This is a genomic window from Streptomyces sp. 8N616 (assembly GCF_052246385.1).
In the GTDB taxonomy this organism is placed as follows: domain Bacteria; phylum Actinomycetota; class Actinomycetes; order Streptomycetales; family Streptomycetaceae; genus Streptomyces.
On record NZ_JBQQBY010000012.1, the window covers coordinates 1 to 15,218 of the forward strand.

Below are 15,218 nucleotides of genomic sequence, written 5' to 3' on the forward strand. Positions count from 1 at the left end.
GGTACTCCACCTCGTTCATCGCCGGGTGGAAGAACAGCGTCAGATACACACCCGTCAAAATGATGATGATGAAGCTGTAGAGCGCAACCTCACCCAGCATGAACGACCAGTGGTCCGGAAAGATCTTACGCATATTGGCCTTCGCCAGGCCATAAATGCCCAGCCGGCCGTCCGCCCAGTCCGCCACCCGCTCGCCGCGGGGCGCCTGGCGCTTTTCGCTTGGAGTACTCATCCGCGCTCCCAGAAGCTCGGGCCGACCGGCTCGTCGAAGTCGCCGCGCGCCTCGAGGTAACCGTCCTTGTTCACGCCGATCCGCAGCTGGGGCAGCGCGTGACCGGCCGGGCCGAAGATGACCCGTGCGCCGTCGGCGAGGTCGAAGGTGGACTGGTGGCACGGGCAGAGCACGTGGTGCGTCTGCTGCTCGTACAGGCTCACCGGACAGCCGACGTGGGTGCAGATCTTCGAGTACGCGACGATCCCCTGGTGCGACCAGTCGAGGGTGCGCTTGTCCTTGATGTCCTCCGGCTGGATCCGGACGATCATCAGGGCCGCCTTGGCGATCTGGTCCTGGAAGTCGTGCGCGTCCTCTTCCAGGCCCTCGGGCTTGGCGAAGGTCAGCGAGCCGACCACCACGTCCTCGGGCTTCAGCGGCTCATCGGTGTTCTGGTTGATCAGCAGCTTGCCCGTTTCCCACAGGGTGTGGCGGAGCTTGTCCTCCGGGAGCGGGCCGAGGTCGCGCAGCAGTACCAGACCGGACAGCGGCACCAGGGTGAGCGCGCCGAACATGGTGTTACGGATCAGCTTGCGGCGGCCGAAGCCCGACTCCTTGGCGCCCTGCCGGAAGTCCGACATGACCTTGGCCTTGACCTCGGGCGGGGCCGAGATCGGGTGCCGTTCGTCCGCGGTCTCCACATCCGACATCAGCGTGCGGGCCCAGTGGACCGCGCCCGCGCCGATGCAGAACAGGGCCACGCCGAGGGTGACGCCCAGCGCGAAGTTGAGCGCGCTGATGTGGCCGATCGGCCACACGTAGAGGATCTCGTCGACCCCGATGGTCACGTATGCGGCGATGAAGGCTGCGGTGGCGGGCATGGACAGGGTGAAGAGCAGCGCGACGGTGCGCTCGGAACGCCTGGCGGCCCGCTCGTCGATGTCCTGGATGCGGTGCTCGTGGGGCGGCAGCCCCGGGTCGGCGAACGGTTCGCCCGCGGGGACCAGCGTGCCGGCCTCGGCCGATGCCTGCTCACTCGGCAGGTGTTCTTCGGACACGTCTTTGTTGGATCCAGTCTCACTCATGACTTCTTGGCCTTTGCGGTCCGCGCGGCGACCCAGATGGCGGCGGCGATCATCACGCCCAGGCCGAAGATCCAGCCGAAGAGGCCCTCGCTGACGGGGCCGAGCCCGCCCAGCTCGAAGCCGCCGGGAGACGGGGAGTCGTCCTCACTCGTCGCCTTGACGTACGCGATGATGTCCCTCTTGTCCTGCTCCGGCATCGTGGAGTCCGGGAAAGACGGCATGTTCTGCGGGCCGGTCTGCATGGCCTCGTAGATGTGCTTGGAGTCGACGCCCTCGAGCTCCGGGGCGTACTTGCCACCGGTGAGGGCGCCGCCCTTGCCGGTGAAGTTGTGGCACTGCGCGCAGTTGGTGCGGAACAGGTCTCCGCCCCTCGCGATGTCCGCGCCCTTGGGGTCGTACTGCTCCTCGGTCGGCGCGATCGGGCCGGCGCCGAGCGAGGCGATGTACGCCGCCAGCTGGTCGGTCTCGGCCTGCGTGTAGACCTTCCTCTTCTTCGGCACCTGGGCGCCGGGCTGCTGGGCCGGCATGCGGCCGGTGCCGACCTGGAAGTCAACGGCGGCGGAGCCGACGCCGACCAGACTCGGTCCGTCGGAGGAGCCCTGACCGCCGGTGCCATGGCAACTGGCGCAGCCGACTTGGTAGAGCCTCTTGCCCTCCTCGATGGCGAGTGACTGGGCGGTGTCTTGCGCCTGCGCCTCGTCCGCGGGCGCGAACGCTGCGTACAGCCCCCCGGTGACCGCCAGCGCGAAGAGTAGGACGACGAGCGCCGCCAGCGGATGGCGCCGTCGTGCGGAGAGCTTTTTCACGGATTACCCCGGTGTCAGGATCTTCTGCGTCGATGCTTTGGGTATGTCTGTGCGGTAACGCGGGTCCGGTGCCCCGGACGGGCCCGTTACTTGATCATGTAGATCGTGGCGAAGAGGCCGATCCAGACGACATCGACGAAGTGCCAGTAGTAGGAGACGACGATGGCCGCCGTGGCCTGTTCGTGGGTGAACCTCCTGGCCGCGTACGTCCTGCCCAGGACCAGCAGGAAGGCGATCAGACCGCCCGTCACATGCAGGCCGTGGAACCCGGTGGTCAGGTAGAACACCGAGCCGTACGGGTCGGACGAGAGCGAGAGGCCCTCGTGCTTGACCAGTTCGGTGTACTCGAAGATCTGTCCGCCGATGAAGACCGCGCCCATGATGAACGTGATCACGAACCATCCGCGCAGCTTCTTCACGTCGCCGCGCTCGGCCGCGAACACGCCCAGCTGGCAGGTGAGGGAGGAGAGCACCAGGATCGTGGTGTTCGTCGCCGAGAACGGGAAGTTCAGGGCGTCGGCCATCTCCTTCCAGTGCGCAGCCCCGGTCACTGACCGCAGGGTGAAGTACATCGCGAAGAGGGCCGCGAAGAACATCAGCTCGGAACTCAGCCAGATGATGGTTCCGACGCTGGTGAGGTTCGGCCGATTGACCGACGGGTGCGCGGGCCCGGTTTCTACTGTCGTTGCTGTCGCCACGACCGACATTATGTCGGTCGCTTATCCCGCCCTCACTCCGGGGGGTACCGTTCGGTGTGTCAGGGCTTCAGCCCCCTCCTCCCCAGGGCCTTTGGCGGAGTAGGCTCCGCCCGATGGTCCGATCCTTGACGACGCGGAGGAACGATGCAGCCGACCGCCACGGTGCTGGTCTACAGCGACGATGCGAGCACCCGCGAGCAGGTACGGCTGGCGACGGGGCGGCGCCCCGCGCCCGATCTTCCGCAGGTCGAGTTCGTGGAGTGCGCGACCCTGCCGGCCGTTCTCTCGGCCCTGGAGGCGGGCGGGATCGACGTCTGCGTGCTGGACGGCGAGGCGGTACCGGCCGGCGGCATGGGCGTCTCCCGGCAGATCAAGGACGAGATCTTCCGCTGCCCGCCCGTACTGCTGCTGATCGGCCGCCCGCAGGACGCCTGGCTGGCGACCTGGAGCCGGGCGGACGCCGCGGTGACGCACCCGATCGACCCGGTGGAGTTCGCGGAGGCACTGGCCGGTCTGCTGCGCACGCGCCTGGCCATCGAGGCCTGACCGCGCCGGGCCATACGGTCAGACCTCCGGCCGCAGCCGGGCCGCGTCGGCGGGGTTGCTGCCGACATGGCTTCCTGCGGGGACCACGGCACTGCCCTTGCGCCAGTTCGCCCAGTCCACGTTCCAGTCACCGAAGCCGACGTCGAACGCGGGCATCATCTCGCCGCCGCTGTTGCGGACTTCGACGATGTCACCGAGCTTGACGGTGTCGAAGAACCACTTGGCGTTCTCCATGCTCATGCCGGTGCACCCGTGGCTGACGTTGGCCGCGCCCTGCGACCCGACGGACCAGGGGGCGGCGTGTACGTACTCGCCGCTCCACGTGACGCGGGTGGCCCAGTAGACGCCCAGGTCGTAGAAGTCCGAGGCGCCGATGCTGGCGCTGGTCATACGGACGTAGCTCTCCTTGGCGAGGACGACCTTGACGCCGTTGCGGGTGTCGTAGCCGGGCCTTCCCGTGGTCACCGGGATGGTGCGGATGACCTTGCCGTTGCGCTTGACGGTCATCTGGTGCGCCCCGGCGTCGGTGAGGGCCTCGACCCGGTCGCCGATCCGCAGCTTGAGGGGCTTGGCCGAACCGCCGTGGCGATTCCCGACCTTGATGCCGTCGAGTGAGCTGCGTACCTGGATCGTCGTCTGAGCGGGCCAGTACTCGGCCGGACGGTAATGCAGCGTCTTGTCGTCGACCCAGTGCCAGCCGCCGTCCACGCGGGGCTGGGAGTCGACCCTGAGCGCGCGCTCGACGGTCGCGCGGTCCTCGGGGCTCTTGACGGGGTGGCTCAGCTGCGCGGTGACGGGCTGACCCACGCCGTACGTTCCGCTGTCCGGGCCGAGCGAGACCCGTAGCAGCTTGTCGGCGGGTCTGGTGTCGAAGTCGACGGTCCGGCGGCCCGGGGCACCGTCTTCGTCCTCGGTGCTCACCCGGACGGTGTAGTGGGCGCCTGCGGCCAGCGGGGAGGTGCTGCGCCAGCGGGAGCCGTCGGCGGAGAGTTCGCCGCGCACATAGCGTCCTGCGGCGTCCGTGGCGGTCACGTCGGTTATCCGTCCGTCGTCGCCCTTGGCGGATATCTCGAGCGGCTTGTCGGGGTTCACCTTGCCGCCCTCGTCCGCGCTGAGGGCTATCTGGTCGGCCGCGTCGTACGGCGTGGCCGACAGCGGGTGACCGTCGTCGCAGGCGCCGGCGAGTATCGCCAGCGGGGCTATCAGCAGAGCGCAGCTCGCTGCCGTCCGGATTCGAGGAGTGTGACTCATGGTCACAAAATAAGAAAAAGGTGACGGATCGGCGCGTCGAATGCCTGCAAATGGGTCGGGCCCGGCAACCTGAGAGGTTGTCCGGGCCCGACCCGCGGGTACGCGGTATGCGGTGCTGAGCGCTACTGGGTGCGGCTCTCGCCGCGGTAGTACTCGAAGACCCAGCCCCACAGGCCCATGAGGATGACCGGCAGCGAGAAGTACAGCAGCCACCAGCCGAAGACGATGCCCAGGAAGGCCAGCGCGCCACCGATGCCCAGGGAGAGCGGCTGCCAGCTGTGCGGGCTGAAGAAGCCCAGCTCACCGGCGTCGTCGGCGACGTCCGCCTCCTTGTTGTCCTGCGCCCCCGTGTCCACCCGGCGGGCGGTGAAGGCGAGGTAGTAGCCGATCATGATGGACAGGCCGAAAGCGAGGAACAGCGCCGTGGTGCCGACCGGCTCCTTCGACCACACGCCGTAGACGATGGCCATGGCCAGGATGAAGACGGCCAGCCAGATGAACATGCGTCCCTGGATCTTCACTTCCCGGCCTCCTTGCCGCCCGCGAGTGCCGTCTCACCCGCGTGGAACTGGAGCTCGTCGAGCGCCGCGATCTCCGGGTGGTGCAGGTCGAACGCCGGGGATTCGGAGCGGATCCGCGGCAGGGTGAGGAAGTTGTGCCGCGGCGGCGGGCAGGAAGTCGCCCACTCCAGCGAGCGGCCGTACCCCCACGGGTCGTCGACCCGGACCTTCTTGCCGTACTTGGCGGTCTTCCAGACGTTGTAGAGGAACGGCAGGACCGACAGGCCGAGCAGGAACGAGCTGATCGTCGAGATCGTGTTCAGCGTCGTGAAGCCGTCGGCGGCGAGGTAGTCCGCGTAGCGCCGCGGCATGCCCTCGGCGCCCAGCCAGTGCTGGACCAGGAACGTGCCGTGGAAGCCGATGAACAGCGTCCAGAACGTGATCTTGCCGAGCCGCTCGTCCAGCATCTTCCCGGTCCACTTCGGCCACCAGAAATGGAAGCCCGCGAACATCGCGAAGACGACCGTGCCGAACACCACGTAGTGGAAGTGGGCGACCACGAAGTACGAGTCCGAGACGTGGAAGTCCAGCGGCGGCGAGGCCAGGATGACGCCGGTCAGGCCGCCGAAGAGGAAGGTGATCAGGAATCCGACGGACCACAGCATCGGGGTCTCGAAACTGAGACTTCCCTTCCACATGGTGCCGATCCAGTTGAAGAACTTCACTCCGGTCGGCACCGCGATCAGGAAGGTCATGAAGGAGAAGAACGGCAAGAGCACGCCGCCTGTGACGTACATGTGGTGGGCCCACACCGTCACCGACAGTCCCGCGATCGAGATGGTCGCCGCGATCAGACCGATGTAACCGAACATCGGCTTGCGCGAGAAGACCGGAATGACCTCGGAGATGATGCCGAAGAACGGCAGCGCGATGATGTAGACCTCTGGATGGCCGAAGAACCAGAACAGGTGCTGCCACAGCAGCGCTCCGCCGTTGGCCGCGTCGAAGACGTGCGCCCCGAATTTCCGGTCCGCCTCCAGCGCCAGCAGTGCGGCCGCCAGCACGGGGAAGGCGATGAGCACCAGCACACCGGTCAGCAGCACGTTCCAGCAGAAGATCGGCATCCGGAACATCGTCATGCCCGGAGCGCGCATGCAGATGATCGTGGTGATGAAGTTGACCGAGCCGAGGATCGTGCCGAAGCCGGAGAACGCCAGACCCATGATCCACATGTCGGCGCCCACGCCCGGCGAGCGGACCGCGTCCGACAGCGGCGAGTACGCGAACCAGCCGAAGTCGGCCGCGCCCTGCGGGGTGAGGAACCCGCCTACCGCAATGAGGGAGCCGAACAGGTAGAGCCAGTAGGCGAACATGTTCAGCCGCGGGAAGGCCACATCGGGCGCGCCGATCTGCAGCGGCATGATCCAGTTCGCGAATCCGGCGAACAGCGGCGTCGCGAACATCAGCAGCATGATGGTGCCGTGCATCGTGAACGCCTGGTTGAACTGCTCGTTCGACATCATCTGCGTGCCGGGACGGGCGAGTTCGGCCCGCATGAGCAGCGCCATGACCCCGCCGATCATGAAGAACGCGAACGACGTCACCAGATACAGCGTGCCGATCGTCTTGTGGTCGGTGGTCGTCAGCCACTTCACCACGACGTTGCCGGGCTGCCTGCGGCGTACCGGCAGCTCGTCCTCGTAGGACTCGGTGTCGGCAGCACCCTGGGGTTCGTTGAGGAGACTCACTTGTCACTCTCCGCATCGTGCGACTCGCCGTGCGCGGACGACTCGTCGTCGCCGCCGACGCCGGTCTGGCCCGGGAAGTTGCCCGTGCCCAGGCCTGGGACACCGGCGTTGACGAAGCCGGTCTGGCCCTGCTGTGCCAGGTCCTTCAGGTGCGCCCGGTACTCCTCGGGGGAGACCACCTTGACGTTGAACAGCATCCGGGCGTGGTCGACGCCGCACAGCTCGGCACACTTGCCCCGGAAGGTGCCCTCCTTGTTGGGAGTCACCTCGAAGACGTTGGTCTGCCCCGGGATGACGTCCTGCTTGAAGAGGAACGGCAGCACCCAGAAGGAGTGGATGACGTCACGTGAGGTCAGGATGAACCGGACCTTCTCCCCCTTGGGGAGTACCAGCGTGGGCCCGGGGCTGGGGTTGCCCGGAGTCCTCTCGCCCGGCGTGCCCGTGTCGTAGACGCCTTCGGCGTCCGCGGGGATGCCTTCGCGCTTGCTCGACGCGATGGGCTCCAGCTCCTTGGGGAGCTTGGCGGGCGTGGCGGCGTCGCCGTCCACGTCCTCGATGTAGTTGAAGCCCCAGCTCCACTGGTAGCCCACGACGTTGACGATGTGGTCCGGCTTCTGGGAGGTCTTGAGCAGCTCGCTCTCATCGCGCGCGGTGAAGTAGAAGAGCACCGAGACGATGATGATCGGGACCACCGTGTAGAGGGCCTCGATCGGCATGTTGTACCGGGTCTGCGGAGGTACCTCGACCTTGGTCCTCGACCTCCGGTGGAAGATGCACGCCCACAGGATCAGGCCCCAGACCAGCACGCCCGTGGCGAGCGCAGCCGCCCACGAGCCCTGCCACAGGGAGAGGATCCGCGGCGCCTCGTCCGTGACGGGGCTGGGCATTCCGAGGCGGGGGAAGTCCTTGTATGTGCAACCGGTCGCGGTCGCAAGGACCAGGCCCGCGGCCAGCGCCTGCGGCAGCTTCCGCCGCATCGGGCGCCGCGACGAGCGGTCGGAGCCGTTGGGACTCACGTAGCGCCTTCCCGAGAGTCTCGGCCCGCGTGGCCGGGTACGCGGCCGTCACGCTGGTCGGTCGCCGGCCCAGGCGCGGGCAGGGGTTTGGATGTTTATGCGGACCAAACCCTACTGGACGCAATTTGGGGTCGCGCGGGGAGGGTGCCCAACGCGGCGTGCCGCTCCCCGAAGGGGTGGAACGCGGGTCTCCGCGAGCCTTCTGACAGGCCCTTCGACAGGCCCGTCGCGTGCCCCCTGCACGCCATCGGCACGCCCTCGCCTGCGACGCGAGCGGCGTCCGCGGCCGGCGCTCGGCGCCCGCGCCGACGGTCGTACGGAGCGCCGCGTTAGCGTTCATACGTGGTGTACTTCGATTCCGCGTCGTCCGCTCCGCTGCACCCGGTCGCCCGCCAGGCGCTGACCGCCTCGCTCGACGAGGGGTGGGCCGACCCGGCGCGGCTGTACCGGGAGGGGCGGCGGGCGCGCCTGCTGCTCGACGCCGCCCGTGAGGCCGCCGCCGAGGCCGTCGGCTGCCGCGCCGACGAGCTGGTCTTCACCTCCTCCGGCACGCGCGCGGTGCACAGCGGCATCGCCGGCGCCCTGGCGGGACGTCGCCGCACCGGCCGGCACCTGGTCGTGTCCGCCGTCGAGCACTCCTCGGTGCTGCACGCCGCCGAGACGCACCGGGCGGGCGGCGGCACGGTCGGCGAGGTCGGCGTGGACCGTACGGGACGAGTGGACCCGGAGGCGTACAGGGCGGCGCTGCGGCCGGACGCCGCACTCGCCTGCCTGCAGTCGGCCAACCATGAGGTGGGGACGGAGCAGCCGGTGGCGGAGGTCGCGCGGCTGTGTACGGAGGCGGGCGTGCCGCTGCTGGTGGACGCGGCGCAGTCGCTGGCGTGGGGGCGGGTCGCGGGCGACTGGTCGCTGCTCGCCGCGAGTGCCCATAAATGGGGCGGACCGCCCGGGGTCGGCCTGCTCGCCGTACGCAAAGGAGTGCGGTTCGCTCCCCAAGGCCCGGCGGACGAGCGGGAGTCGGGGCGCTCGCCCGGCTTCGAGAACATCCCGGCGATCGTCGCGGCGGCGGCCGCGCTCCGTGCCGTACAGCAGGACGCCACGGACGAGGCGGAGCGGCTGCGGAGTCTTGTGGACCGGATCCGGGGGCGCGTGCCCGAGCTGGTGCCGGACGTCGAGGTCGTCGGCGATCCGGTGCGGCGGCTGCCGCATCTGGTCACCTTCTCCTGTCTCTATGTCGATGGAGAGACATTGCTGCACGAGCTGGACCGGGCGGGGTTCTCGGTGAACTCGGGGTCCTCGTGCACCTCGAGCACGCTCACGCCGAGCCATGTGCTCCGGGCGATGGGGGTGCTGTCGGAGGGCAACGTCCGGGTGTCGCTGCCCCTCGGGACGGCGGAGGAGGACGTGGAACGGTTCCTCGCGGTGCTGCCGGACGCGGTGCGGGGGGTGCGCGAGCGACTGGGTGCCCCGGCGGACGCACCGACGGAGGCGGCGGGCGCAGCGGCGGCCGCAGCCGATGGGAGCACAGGAAACACGGCCGAGAGGGGCGAACAGCCCGCTCTGACCGTCGACTCGCTCGGAAAGCGCTGCCCGGTCCCGGTGATCGAGCTGGCTCGGGTGATCGGGGACGTCGGGATCGGCGAGATCGTCGAGGTCCTCTCGGACGACGAGGCGGCGCGGCTGGACTTCCCTGCCTGGTGCCAGATGCGGGACCAGGAGTACGTGGGCGAGCGCCCGGCCCCCCGCGGCACGGCCTATCTGGTCCGCCGCCGCACCTGACCCGACCCGTCTCGACAGAACCGGTCCGGCCTCTCCCCCTGCGATGGCGGAGGAGAGGCCGGACCGGTCTGAGGAATGCAGCGCCGGGGTGGGTCAGGCCAGGTGAGCCTGGACCTCGGCGGCGGCCTCGTGGCCGTAGGCCTTGGTGAAGCGGTCCATGAAGTGGCCGCGCCGCAGCTCGTACTCCTGCGTCCCCACCGTCTCGATCACCAGCGTCGCCAGCATGCAGCCCAGCTGCGCCGCCCGCTCCAGCGAGAGCTCCCACGACAGACCCGCCAGGAAGCCCGCGCGGAAGGCGTCGCCCACACCGGTCGGGTCCGCCTTGGCCTCCTCCTCGGGGCAGCCGACCTCGATCGGGTCCTCGTCGCGCCGCTCGATCCGTACGCCCCGCGCACCGAGGGTCGTCACGCGCGTCCCGACCTTGGCGAGGATCTCCTCCCCCGTCCAGCCGGTCTTGGACTCGATCAGGGCGCTCTCGTACTCGTTGGTGAAGAGGTAGGCCGCGCCGTCGACGAGGACGCGGATGTCGTCACCTTCCATACGGGCCAGCTGCTGGGAGGGGTCCGCGGCGAAGGGAATGCGGCGCGAGCGGCACTCCTCGGTGTGGCGGATCATCGCCTCCGGGTCGTCGGCGCCCACGAGCACCAGGTCGAGCCCGCCGACCCGGTCCGCGACCGGCTTGAGCTCGATGTTGCGGGCCTCGCTCATCGCGCCGGTGTAGAAGGACGCGATCTGGTTGTGGTCGGTGTCCGTGGTGCAGACGAAACGGGCCGTGTGCAGCACCTCGGAGATGTGGACCGAGGCGGTGTCCACCCCGTGCCGGTCCAGCCACGCACGGTACTCGGCGAAATCCTCGCCGGCGGCCCCGACGAGGATCGGGCTCAGGCCCAGCAGCCCCATGCCGTAGCAGATGTTCGGCCCGACGCCGCCCCGGCGCACGTCGAGGGTGTCGACCAGGAAGGACAGCGAGACCGTGTGCAACTGGTCCGCGACGAGCTGGTCGGCGAAACGGCCGGGAAAGGTCATCAGATGGTCAGTGGCGATGGAGCCGGTGACAGCAATGCGCACGACGGATCTGCTCCTGCGGCGAGTGAAGGGATGATTGGACGGACGCGAAGCTCGATGGGAAGCGGTGAGAAGAACGACGCCCACGCTACCGGCTCCGGGCCCGCCGTTCCGACCTGGCAAAACTACCCGATAGTAGGTCTTTCTTGGTCCTCAGCGGGTACATACGGTTCGAGTGTCGGGGTCCGCGGCTGTGCGGACTCCCCGGACCGGGAGTGCCTATGACCAAGCACGCCGATTCCCCTCCCCCGCCCGTCCCCGCCGAGCCGGAGTCGATGGACGAGCTCCGCGGCGACTGCGCACGGATGGCGCCGCGCTGGGCGGAGGCCGCCGCCGGGCCGCCCCCCGCCGAGCACGTGTCGCCTTCGCGCATCCAAGGGGTCGAGGTCCCGCCCGCATCCGCCCACCTGCTGGACGGAATGTCGGAGTACGGCGACTGAGGCGACTGACGGGAACCGTGCGCTCCCCCGCTCCGTCCAACCCGCGTCCCACGGATGAGGGACCCGACAGCATCTGTCGGGCGGAGCCGAAGGAGCAATGCGGTGAGCAGCGACCAGACGCCCCCTGCCGGAGGCGGTGGGGGCACCCCCGGCGAAGGCAGGGGCAGGACCCCCACCGACGGCACACCGAAGAGCACGCCGGACCCGGACCGTCCCACGCACGGGACCCCGTGGCGGCGGCGCCCGACGCTCGTCGCCGTCTCCGTCGCGGCCGCGGTGCTGCTGGCCGGTGGCGGCGGCGCGTACTGGGCTTCGACCGCTTCGGAGGGCGGGGACGGCACGCCGGCCGCCGGGCAGGGCGAACCGCCGCCGCTCGAGCTGGACGGGTACGCGCGCGGCGAGGCCGGGGACGGCCCCGGGATCGCGCCGGGTGAGCCCGACCCGCAGGGCGCTCGCTACCGCGCCACGGGCGAGCTGCCCGACGGCCCCGACTCGGCGCCCGTATACCGCGCGCAGGACGGGGTGACGCGCGCGCAGGCGGAGAAGCTGGCCAAGGCCCTCGGGGTGTCCGGAGCGCCGCGACTGGTCGACGACACCTGGAAGTTCGGGCTGACCCGTGACGCGTCGGGTCCGACGCTGGACGTCAGCAAGAAGGCCCCCGGCACGTGGACATACGTCCGGTACGGCAAGGGTGGCGGCCCCGAGTGCGCCGAGCCGCCGATGAGTGCGCCACAGAACGGGGAGGGCGACGGCTCGTCCGCATCGAGGCCGACCGGCTGCGCCACCCCGGACGGCCCGGACGGCGCGGACGGCTCTGGCGGCGGTGACGGCGCCGGGCCGGTCTCCCAGGAGAAGGCGAAGAAGGCGGCAGAGCCGGTGCTGGACGGCATCGGGCTGAGCGAGGCGAAGCTGGACGCGAGCCGGACCATCGGCGCCGTACGGATCGTCAATGCGAATCCGGTGTACGGCGAGCTGCCCTCGTACGGCTGGCAGACCGGGTTGCAGGTCGGATCGGACGGCCAGGTGGTCGGCGGCAGCGGCCACCTGACAGAGCTGAAGAAAGGCCCCGACTATCCGGTGCTCGGCGCCGCGGACACGCTGAAGCTGCTCAACAAGGCGAGCGGCGGCGGCAAGGTCGGCATCGGCGGCTGCGCGTCGGCCGTGCCGCACGACGGCAGGGAGCCTGGCGGCGAACCCGGCGAGGCGCACACGCTGCCGTGCGCGGCGCCGGACCAGGCGCAGCAGGAGCCGAAGCCGCTGAAGGTGCGCGACGCGGTCTTCGGTCTGGCGATCCACTTCGTGGCGGGGCAGCAGGCGCTGGTGCCGTCGTGGATGTTCGAGGTGGAGCAGCCGAGCGCGAAGGGCAAGCAGAGCACGTACACGGTGACCCACCCCGCGGTGCAGGAGAAGTACATCGCCCAGGCAGCGCCTCAGTCGCCGGGCGGCCCGGGGACGGGCGGCGACGAGCCGACGGCCCAGCCCGCGGAACCGGGGAAGCCCGGCAAGCCCGGCGCCGGCACTCCGGTGCACGTCGATTCCTACAGCGCCGACGACGGGACGCTGACCGTACGGTTCTGGGGCGGGGTGTGCAGCGACTACTCGGCCTCCGCGGATACCTCCTCGCCCGGCACGGTGAAGGTCCAGGTCACGGGCAAGGAGAAGAAGCCGGGCCAGGTGTGCATCAAGATCGCGAAGCTTTTCGAGAAGAAGGTGACCCTGGACAAGCCGCTGGGCGACCGGAAGGTCGTCGATGCCGCGACCGGCAAGGCCGTACAGAAGGGGACCGGCGAGGGCGGGCCGGCGCAGAACTGACCCGCCGCCGGGCTGGCCAGAGCCCGGCTGAACCGGGCTGGACAGAGCCGGGCGCCGATACGCCGAGGGCGGCGGATCCGTGAGATCCGCCGCCCTCGGCGTGCGTGTGGTGCTGGGCGTCCAGCCCGGGACTCTTAGTGGAACGAGTCGCCGCAGGCGCAGGACCCGGTCGCGTTCGGGTTGTCGATCGTGAAGCCCTGCTTCTCGATGGTGTCGACGAAGTCGATGGAGGCACCGCCCAGGTACGGGGCGCTCATCCGGTCGGTGACGACCTTCACACCGTCGAAATCCTTCACGACATCGCCGTCGAGCGAGCGCTCGTCGAAGAAGAGCTGGTAGCGCAGGCCGGAGCAGCCACCGGGCTGGACGGCGACGCGCAGCGCGAGGTCTTCGCGGCCTTCCTGCTCCAGCAGGCTCTTGACCTTCGCCGCGGCGGCGTCGGACAGAATGATGCCGTCGCTCACGCTGGTCTTCTCGTCCTGAACGGACATCTGCTTCTCTCCCGGGTTGTACGGACTGCTTGCCGTCGGCTGCAACCAACGGGGCCGCGGATTCATTCCGAGCCTGACACGTTCTCTTCCGCGTTCATGCTCGCACACCCTGGCGCGGCCCGGGAGCGGCACCGGGCGGCGTGCCCGGCAGAGGCCGCGGGAATGCGTCACATCGACGCGATCGCCATCGTCAAACTGACACGAAGCGGTTATGATAGATAGCGTCAATCAGACGAAAAGGCGTGTCTGCGGAAACAGAAAGGGTGCGTGTCTGTGACCACCGCCCAAACTCTCGATGTCCAGCCGACACCGCTCGCTCTTCTCCTGCTCGGCCGGGAGGCCGACCCGAAGAGCGAGCGCGGTGTTGAGTGCCCAGGCGACCTGCCCTCCCCGTCCGATCCGGACCTGGTGGAGCGGGCCCGAGCGGCCAAGGCGAGGCTCGGGGACAAGGTCTTCGTGCTCGGCCACCACTACCAGCGTGACGAGGTCATCCAGTTCGCCGACGTCACCGGTGACTCCTTCAAGCTCGCGCGGGACGCCGCCGCGCGGCCCGAGGCCGAGTACATCGTCTTCTGCGGTGTGCACTTCATGGCCGAGTCCGCGGACATCCTGACCGCGGACAACCAGCAGGTCGTCCTGCCGGACCTGGCGGCGGGCTGCTCGATGGCCGACATGGCCACGGCCGAGCAGGTGGCCGAATGCTGGGACGTGCTGACCGAAGCCGGGATCGCCGAAGTGACGGTCCCGGTCTCGTACATGAACTCCTCCGCGGACATCAAGGCCTTCACGGGGAAGCACGGCGGGACCATCTGCACCTCGTCCAACGCCAAGCGGGCGCTGGACTGGGCCTTCGAGCAGGGCGAGAAGGTCCTCTTCCTGCCGGACCAGCACCTGGGGCGGAACACGGCCGTCCGCGACATGGGGATGTCGCTGGAGGACTGCGTCGTCTACAACCCGCACAAGCCGGGCGGCGGCGTGACGGCGGAGGAACTGCGCGCGGCGAAGATGATCCTGTGGCGCGGGCACTGCTCGGTGCACGGGCGTTTCTCGCTGGAGTCCGTACGGGATGTGCGGGAGCGGATCCCGGGCGTGAACGTGCTGGTGCACCCGGAGTGCAAGCACGAGGTCGTGGCGGCGGCGGACTACGTCGGCTCGACGGAGTACATCATCAAGGCGCTGGAGGCGGCGCCGGCCGGGTCGAAGTGGGCGATCGGCACGGAGCTGAATCTCGTACGGCGGCTGGCGAACCGTTTCGCTGACGAGGGTAAGGAGATCGTCTTCCTCGACCGGACGGTCTGCTTCTGCTCGACGATGAACCGGATCGATCTGCCGCATCTGGTGTGGGCACTGGAGTCCCTGGCGGACGGCAAGGTGGTCAACCGGATCGAGGTCGACGCGGAGACGGAGAAGTTCGCGAAGCTCGCGCTGGAGCGGATGCTGATGCTGCCGTAGGCAGCCGAACGACCGCGAAACCCGGGGCCCAGGCCCCGGGTTTCGCGGGTTCCCGGGACAGGGGCCCCGCCCCCCAACGGGCCAGGCGCTCCGCGCCGCCCCGGGCGGCCTGCAACGCGAGGCCGCCCGGGAGCGCGCGGAGGCCGGGCCAGACGCCCGCCGACTCCGCCGCGCCACGGCCTCACCTCCACCGGACGACACCGGCTGCGGCGGACCACCGGCGAAAGCCACGGCCACGATGAACCGGGACCTCGGCTGACCAAGCCAGTCAGACGCCGGACGAAACCAGCCGCAGCGGACCACCGGCGAAAGCCACGG

14 protein-coding genes and 1 pseudogene are annotated in these 15,218 nt (G+C 69.4%); 5 read left to right on the top strand and 10 right to left on the bottom strand.

Translation table 11 applies throughout. The features are described 5' to 3' along the window. The 4 genes and pseudogenes from ACTWQC_RS12890 to ctaE form a co-directional block, all read right to left on the bottom strand. Positions 1-232, bottom strand: a pseudogene (locus tag ACTWQC_RS12890) (ubiquinol-cytochrome c reductase cytochrome b subunit); the annotation flags it as partial. Continuing rightward, complete coding sequence (gene qcrA, locus ACTWQC_RS12895; protein WP_443315773.1) at positions 229-1,296, bottom strand: cytochrome bc1 complex Rieske iron-sulfur subunit; 1,068 nt, start codon at positions 1,294-1,296, stop codon at positions 229-231. The pseudogene ACTWQC_RS12890 and the gene qcrA, both read right to left, overlap by 4 nt. Further along, positions 1,293-2,102 carry a cytochrome bc1 complex diheme cytochrome c subunit gene (qcrC, locus tag ACTWQC_RS12900; protein WP_443315774.1) on the bottom strand — a complete coding sequence of 270 codons (810 nt, stop codon included), beginning with the start codon at positions 2,100-2,102 and terminating at the stop codon, positions 1,293-1,295. Before qcrC ends, qcrA begins: the two co-directional genes overlap by 4 nt. 86 nt (positions 2,103-2,188) lie before the next feature. Next, positions 2,189-2,809, bottom strand: coding sequence for an aa3-type cytochrome oxidase subunit III (gene ctaE, locus ACTWQC_RS12905; protein WP_443315775.1), 621 nt, complete (start codon positions 2,807-2,809; stop codon positions 2,189-2,191). Between the two features lie 135 nt (positions 2,810-2,944). Here ctaE and ACTWQC_RS12910 point away from each other — a divergent pair, with 135 nt between their 5' ends. Continuing rightward, complete coding sequence (locus ACTWQC_RS12910) at positions 2,945-3,346, top strand: hypothetical protein (protein ID WP_443315776.1); 402 nt, start codon at positions 2,945-2,947, stop codon at positions 3,344-3,346. Between the two features lie 18 nt (positions 3,347-3,364). On the opposite strand, the gene ACTWQC_RS12915 is transcribed toward ACTWQC_RS12910, so the two are convergent. The 4 genes from ACTWQC_RS12915 to ctaC all read right to left on the bottom strand — a co-directional run bounded on the left by ACTWQC_RS12915 (position 3,365) and on the right by ctaC (position 7,861). Further along, positions 3,365-4,597 carry an Ig-like domain-containing protein gene (locus tag ACTWQC_RS12915; protein ID WP_443315777.1) on the bottom strand — a complete coding sequence of 411 codons (1,233 nt, stop codon included), beginning with the start codon at positions 4,595-4,597 and terminating at the stop codon, positions 3,365-3,367. A gap of 122 nt (positions 4,598-4,719) precedes the next feature. Next, complete coding sequence (locus ACTWQC_RS12920) at positions 4,720-5,118, bottom strand: cytochrome c oxidase subunit 4 (RefSeq protein WP_443315778.1); 399 nt, start codon at positions 5,116-5,118, stop codon at positions 4,720-4,722. Continuing rightward, positions 5,115-6,845, bottom strand: coding sequence for an aa3-type cytochrome oxidase subunit I (ctaD, locus tag ACTWQC_RS12925; protein ID WP_443315779.1), 1,731 nt, complete (start codon positions 6,843-6,845; stop codon positions 5,115-5,117). The genes ACTWQC_RS12920 and ctaD overlap by 4 nt, the downstream gene beginning before the upstream one ends. Beyond that, positions 6,842-7,861, bottom strand: a complete 1,020-nt coding sequence (gene ctaC / locus ACTWQC_RS12930; protein WP_443315780.1) for an aa3-type cytochrome oxidase subunit II — start codon at positions 7,859-7,861, stop codon at positions 6,842-6,844. The genes ctaD and ctaC overlap by 4 nt, the downstream gene beginning before the upstream one ends. A 342-nt stretch (positions 7,862-8,203) precedes the next feature. On the opposite strand from ctaC, the gene ACTWQC_RS12935 reads away from it, so the two are divergent. Beyond that, positions 8,204-9,640 carry a cysteine desulfurase/sulfurtransferase TusA family protein gene (locus tag ACTWQC_RS12935; RefSeq protein ID WP_443315781.1) on the top strand — a complete coding sequence of 479 codons (1,437 nt, stop codon included), beginning with the start codon at positions 8,204-8,206 and terminating at the stop codon, positions 9,638-9,640. Positions 9,641-9,733: 93 nt separating this feature from the next. On the opposite strand, the gene ACTWQC_RS12940 is transcribed toward ACTWQC_RS12935, so the two are convergent. After that, positions 9,734-10,708 (bottom strand): carbohydrate kinase family protein, encoded by a 975-nt coding sequence (locus ACTWQC_RS12940; protein ID WP_443315782.1) that lies wholly within the window; start codon positions 10,706-10,708, stop codon positions 9,734-9,736. A gap of 218 nt (positions 10,709-10,926) precedes the next feature. Here ACTWQC_RS12940 and ACTWQC_RS12945 point away from each other — a divergent pair, with 218 nt between their 5' ends. Continuing rightward, positions 10,927-11,145: a hypothetical protein gene (locus ACTWQC_RS12945; protein WP_443315783.1), complete on the top strand. Its 219-nt coding sequence runs from the start codon at positions 10,927-10,929 to the stop codon at positions 11,143-11,145. Positions 11,146-11,247: 102 nt separating this feature from the next. Further along, a complete protein-coding gene (locus ACTWQC_RS12950) occupies positions 11,248-12,957 on the top strand; it encodes a hypothetical protein (RefSeq protein ID WP_443315784.1) in 1,710 nt (569 codons plus the stop codon). 134 nt (positions 12,958-13,091) lie between these two features. Here ACTWQC_RS12950 and ACTWQC_RS12955 read toward each other — a convergent pair whose 3' ends face one another. Further along, a complete protein-coding gene (locus tag ACTWQC_RS12955; RefSeq protein ID WP_436766062.1) occupies positions 13,092-13,448 on the bottom strand; it encodes a HesB/IscA family protein in 357 nt (118 codons plus the stop codon). 273 nt (positions 13,449-13,721) lie between these two features. Here ACTWQC_RS12955 and nadA point away from each other — a divergent pair, with 273 nt between their 5' ends. Then, entirely contained in the window at positions 13,722-14,900 is a 1,179-nt protein-coding gene (nadA, locus tag ACTWQC_RS12960) for a quinolinate synthase NadA (protein ID WP_443315785.1), read from the top strand. Positions 14,901-15,218 lie beyond the last annotated feature (318 nt).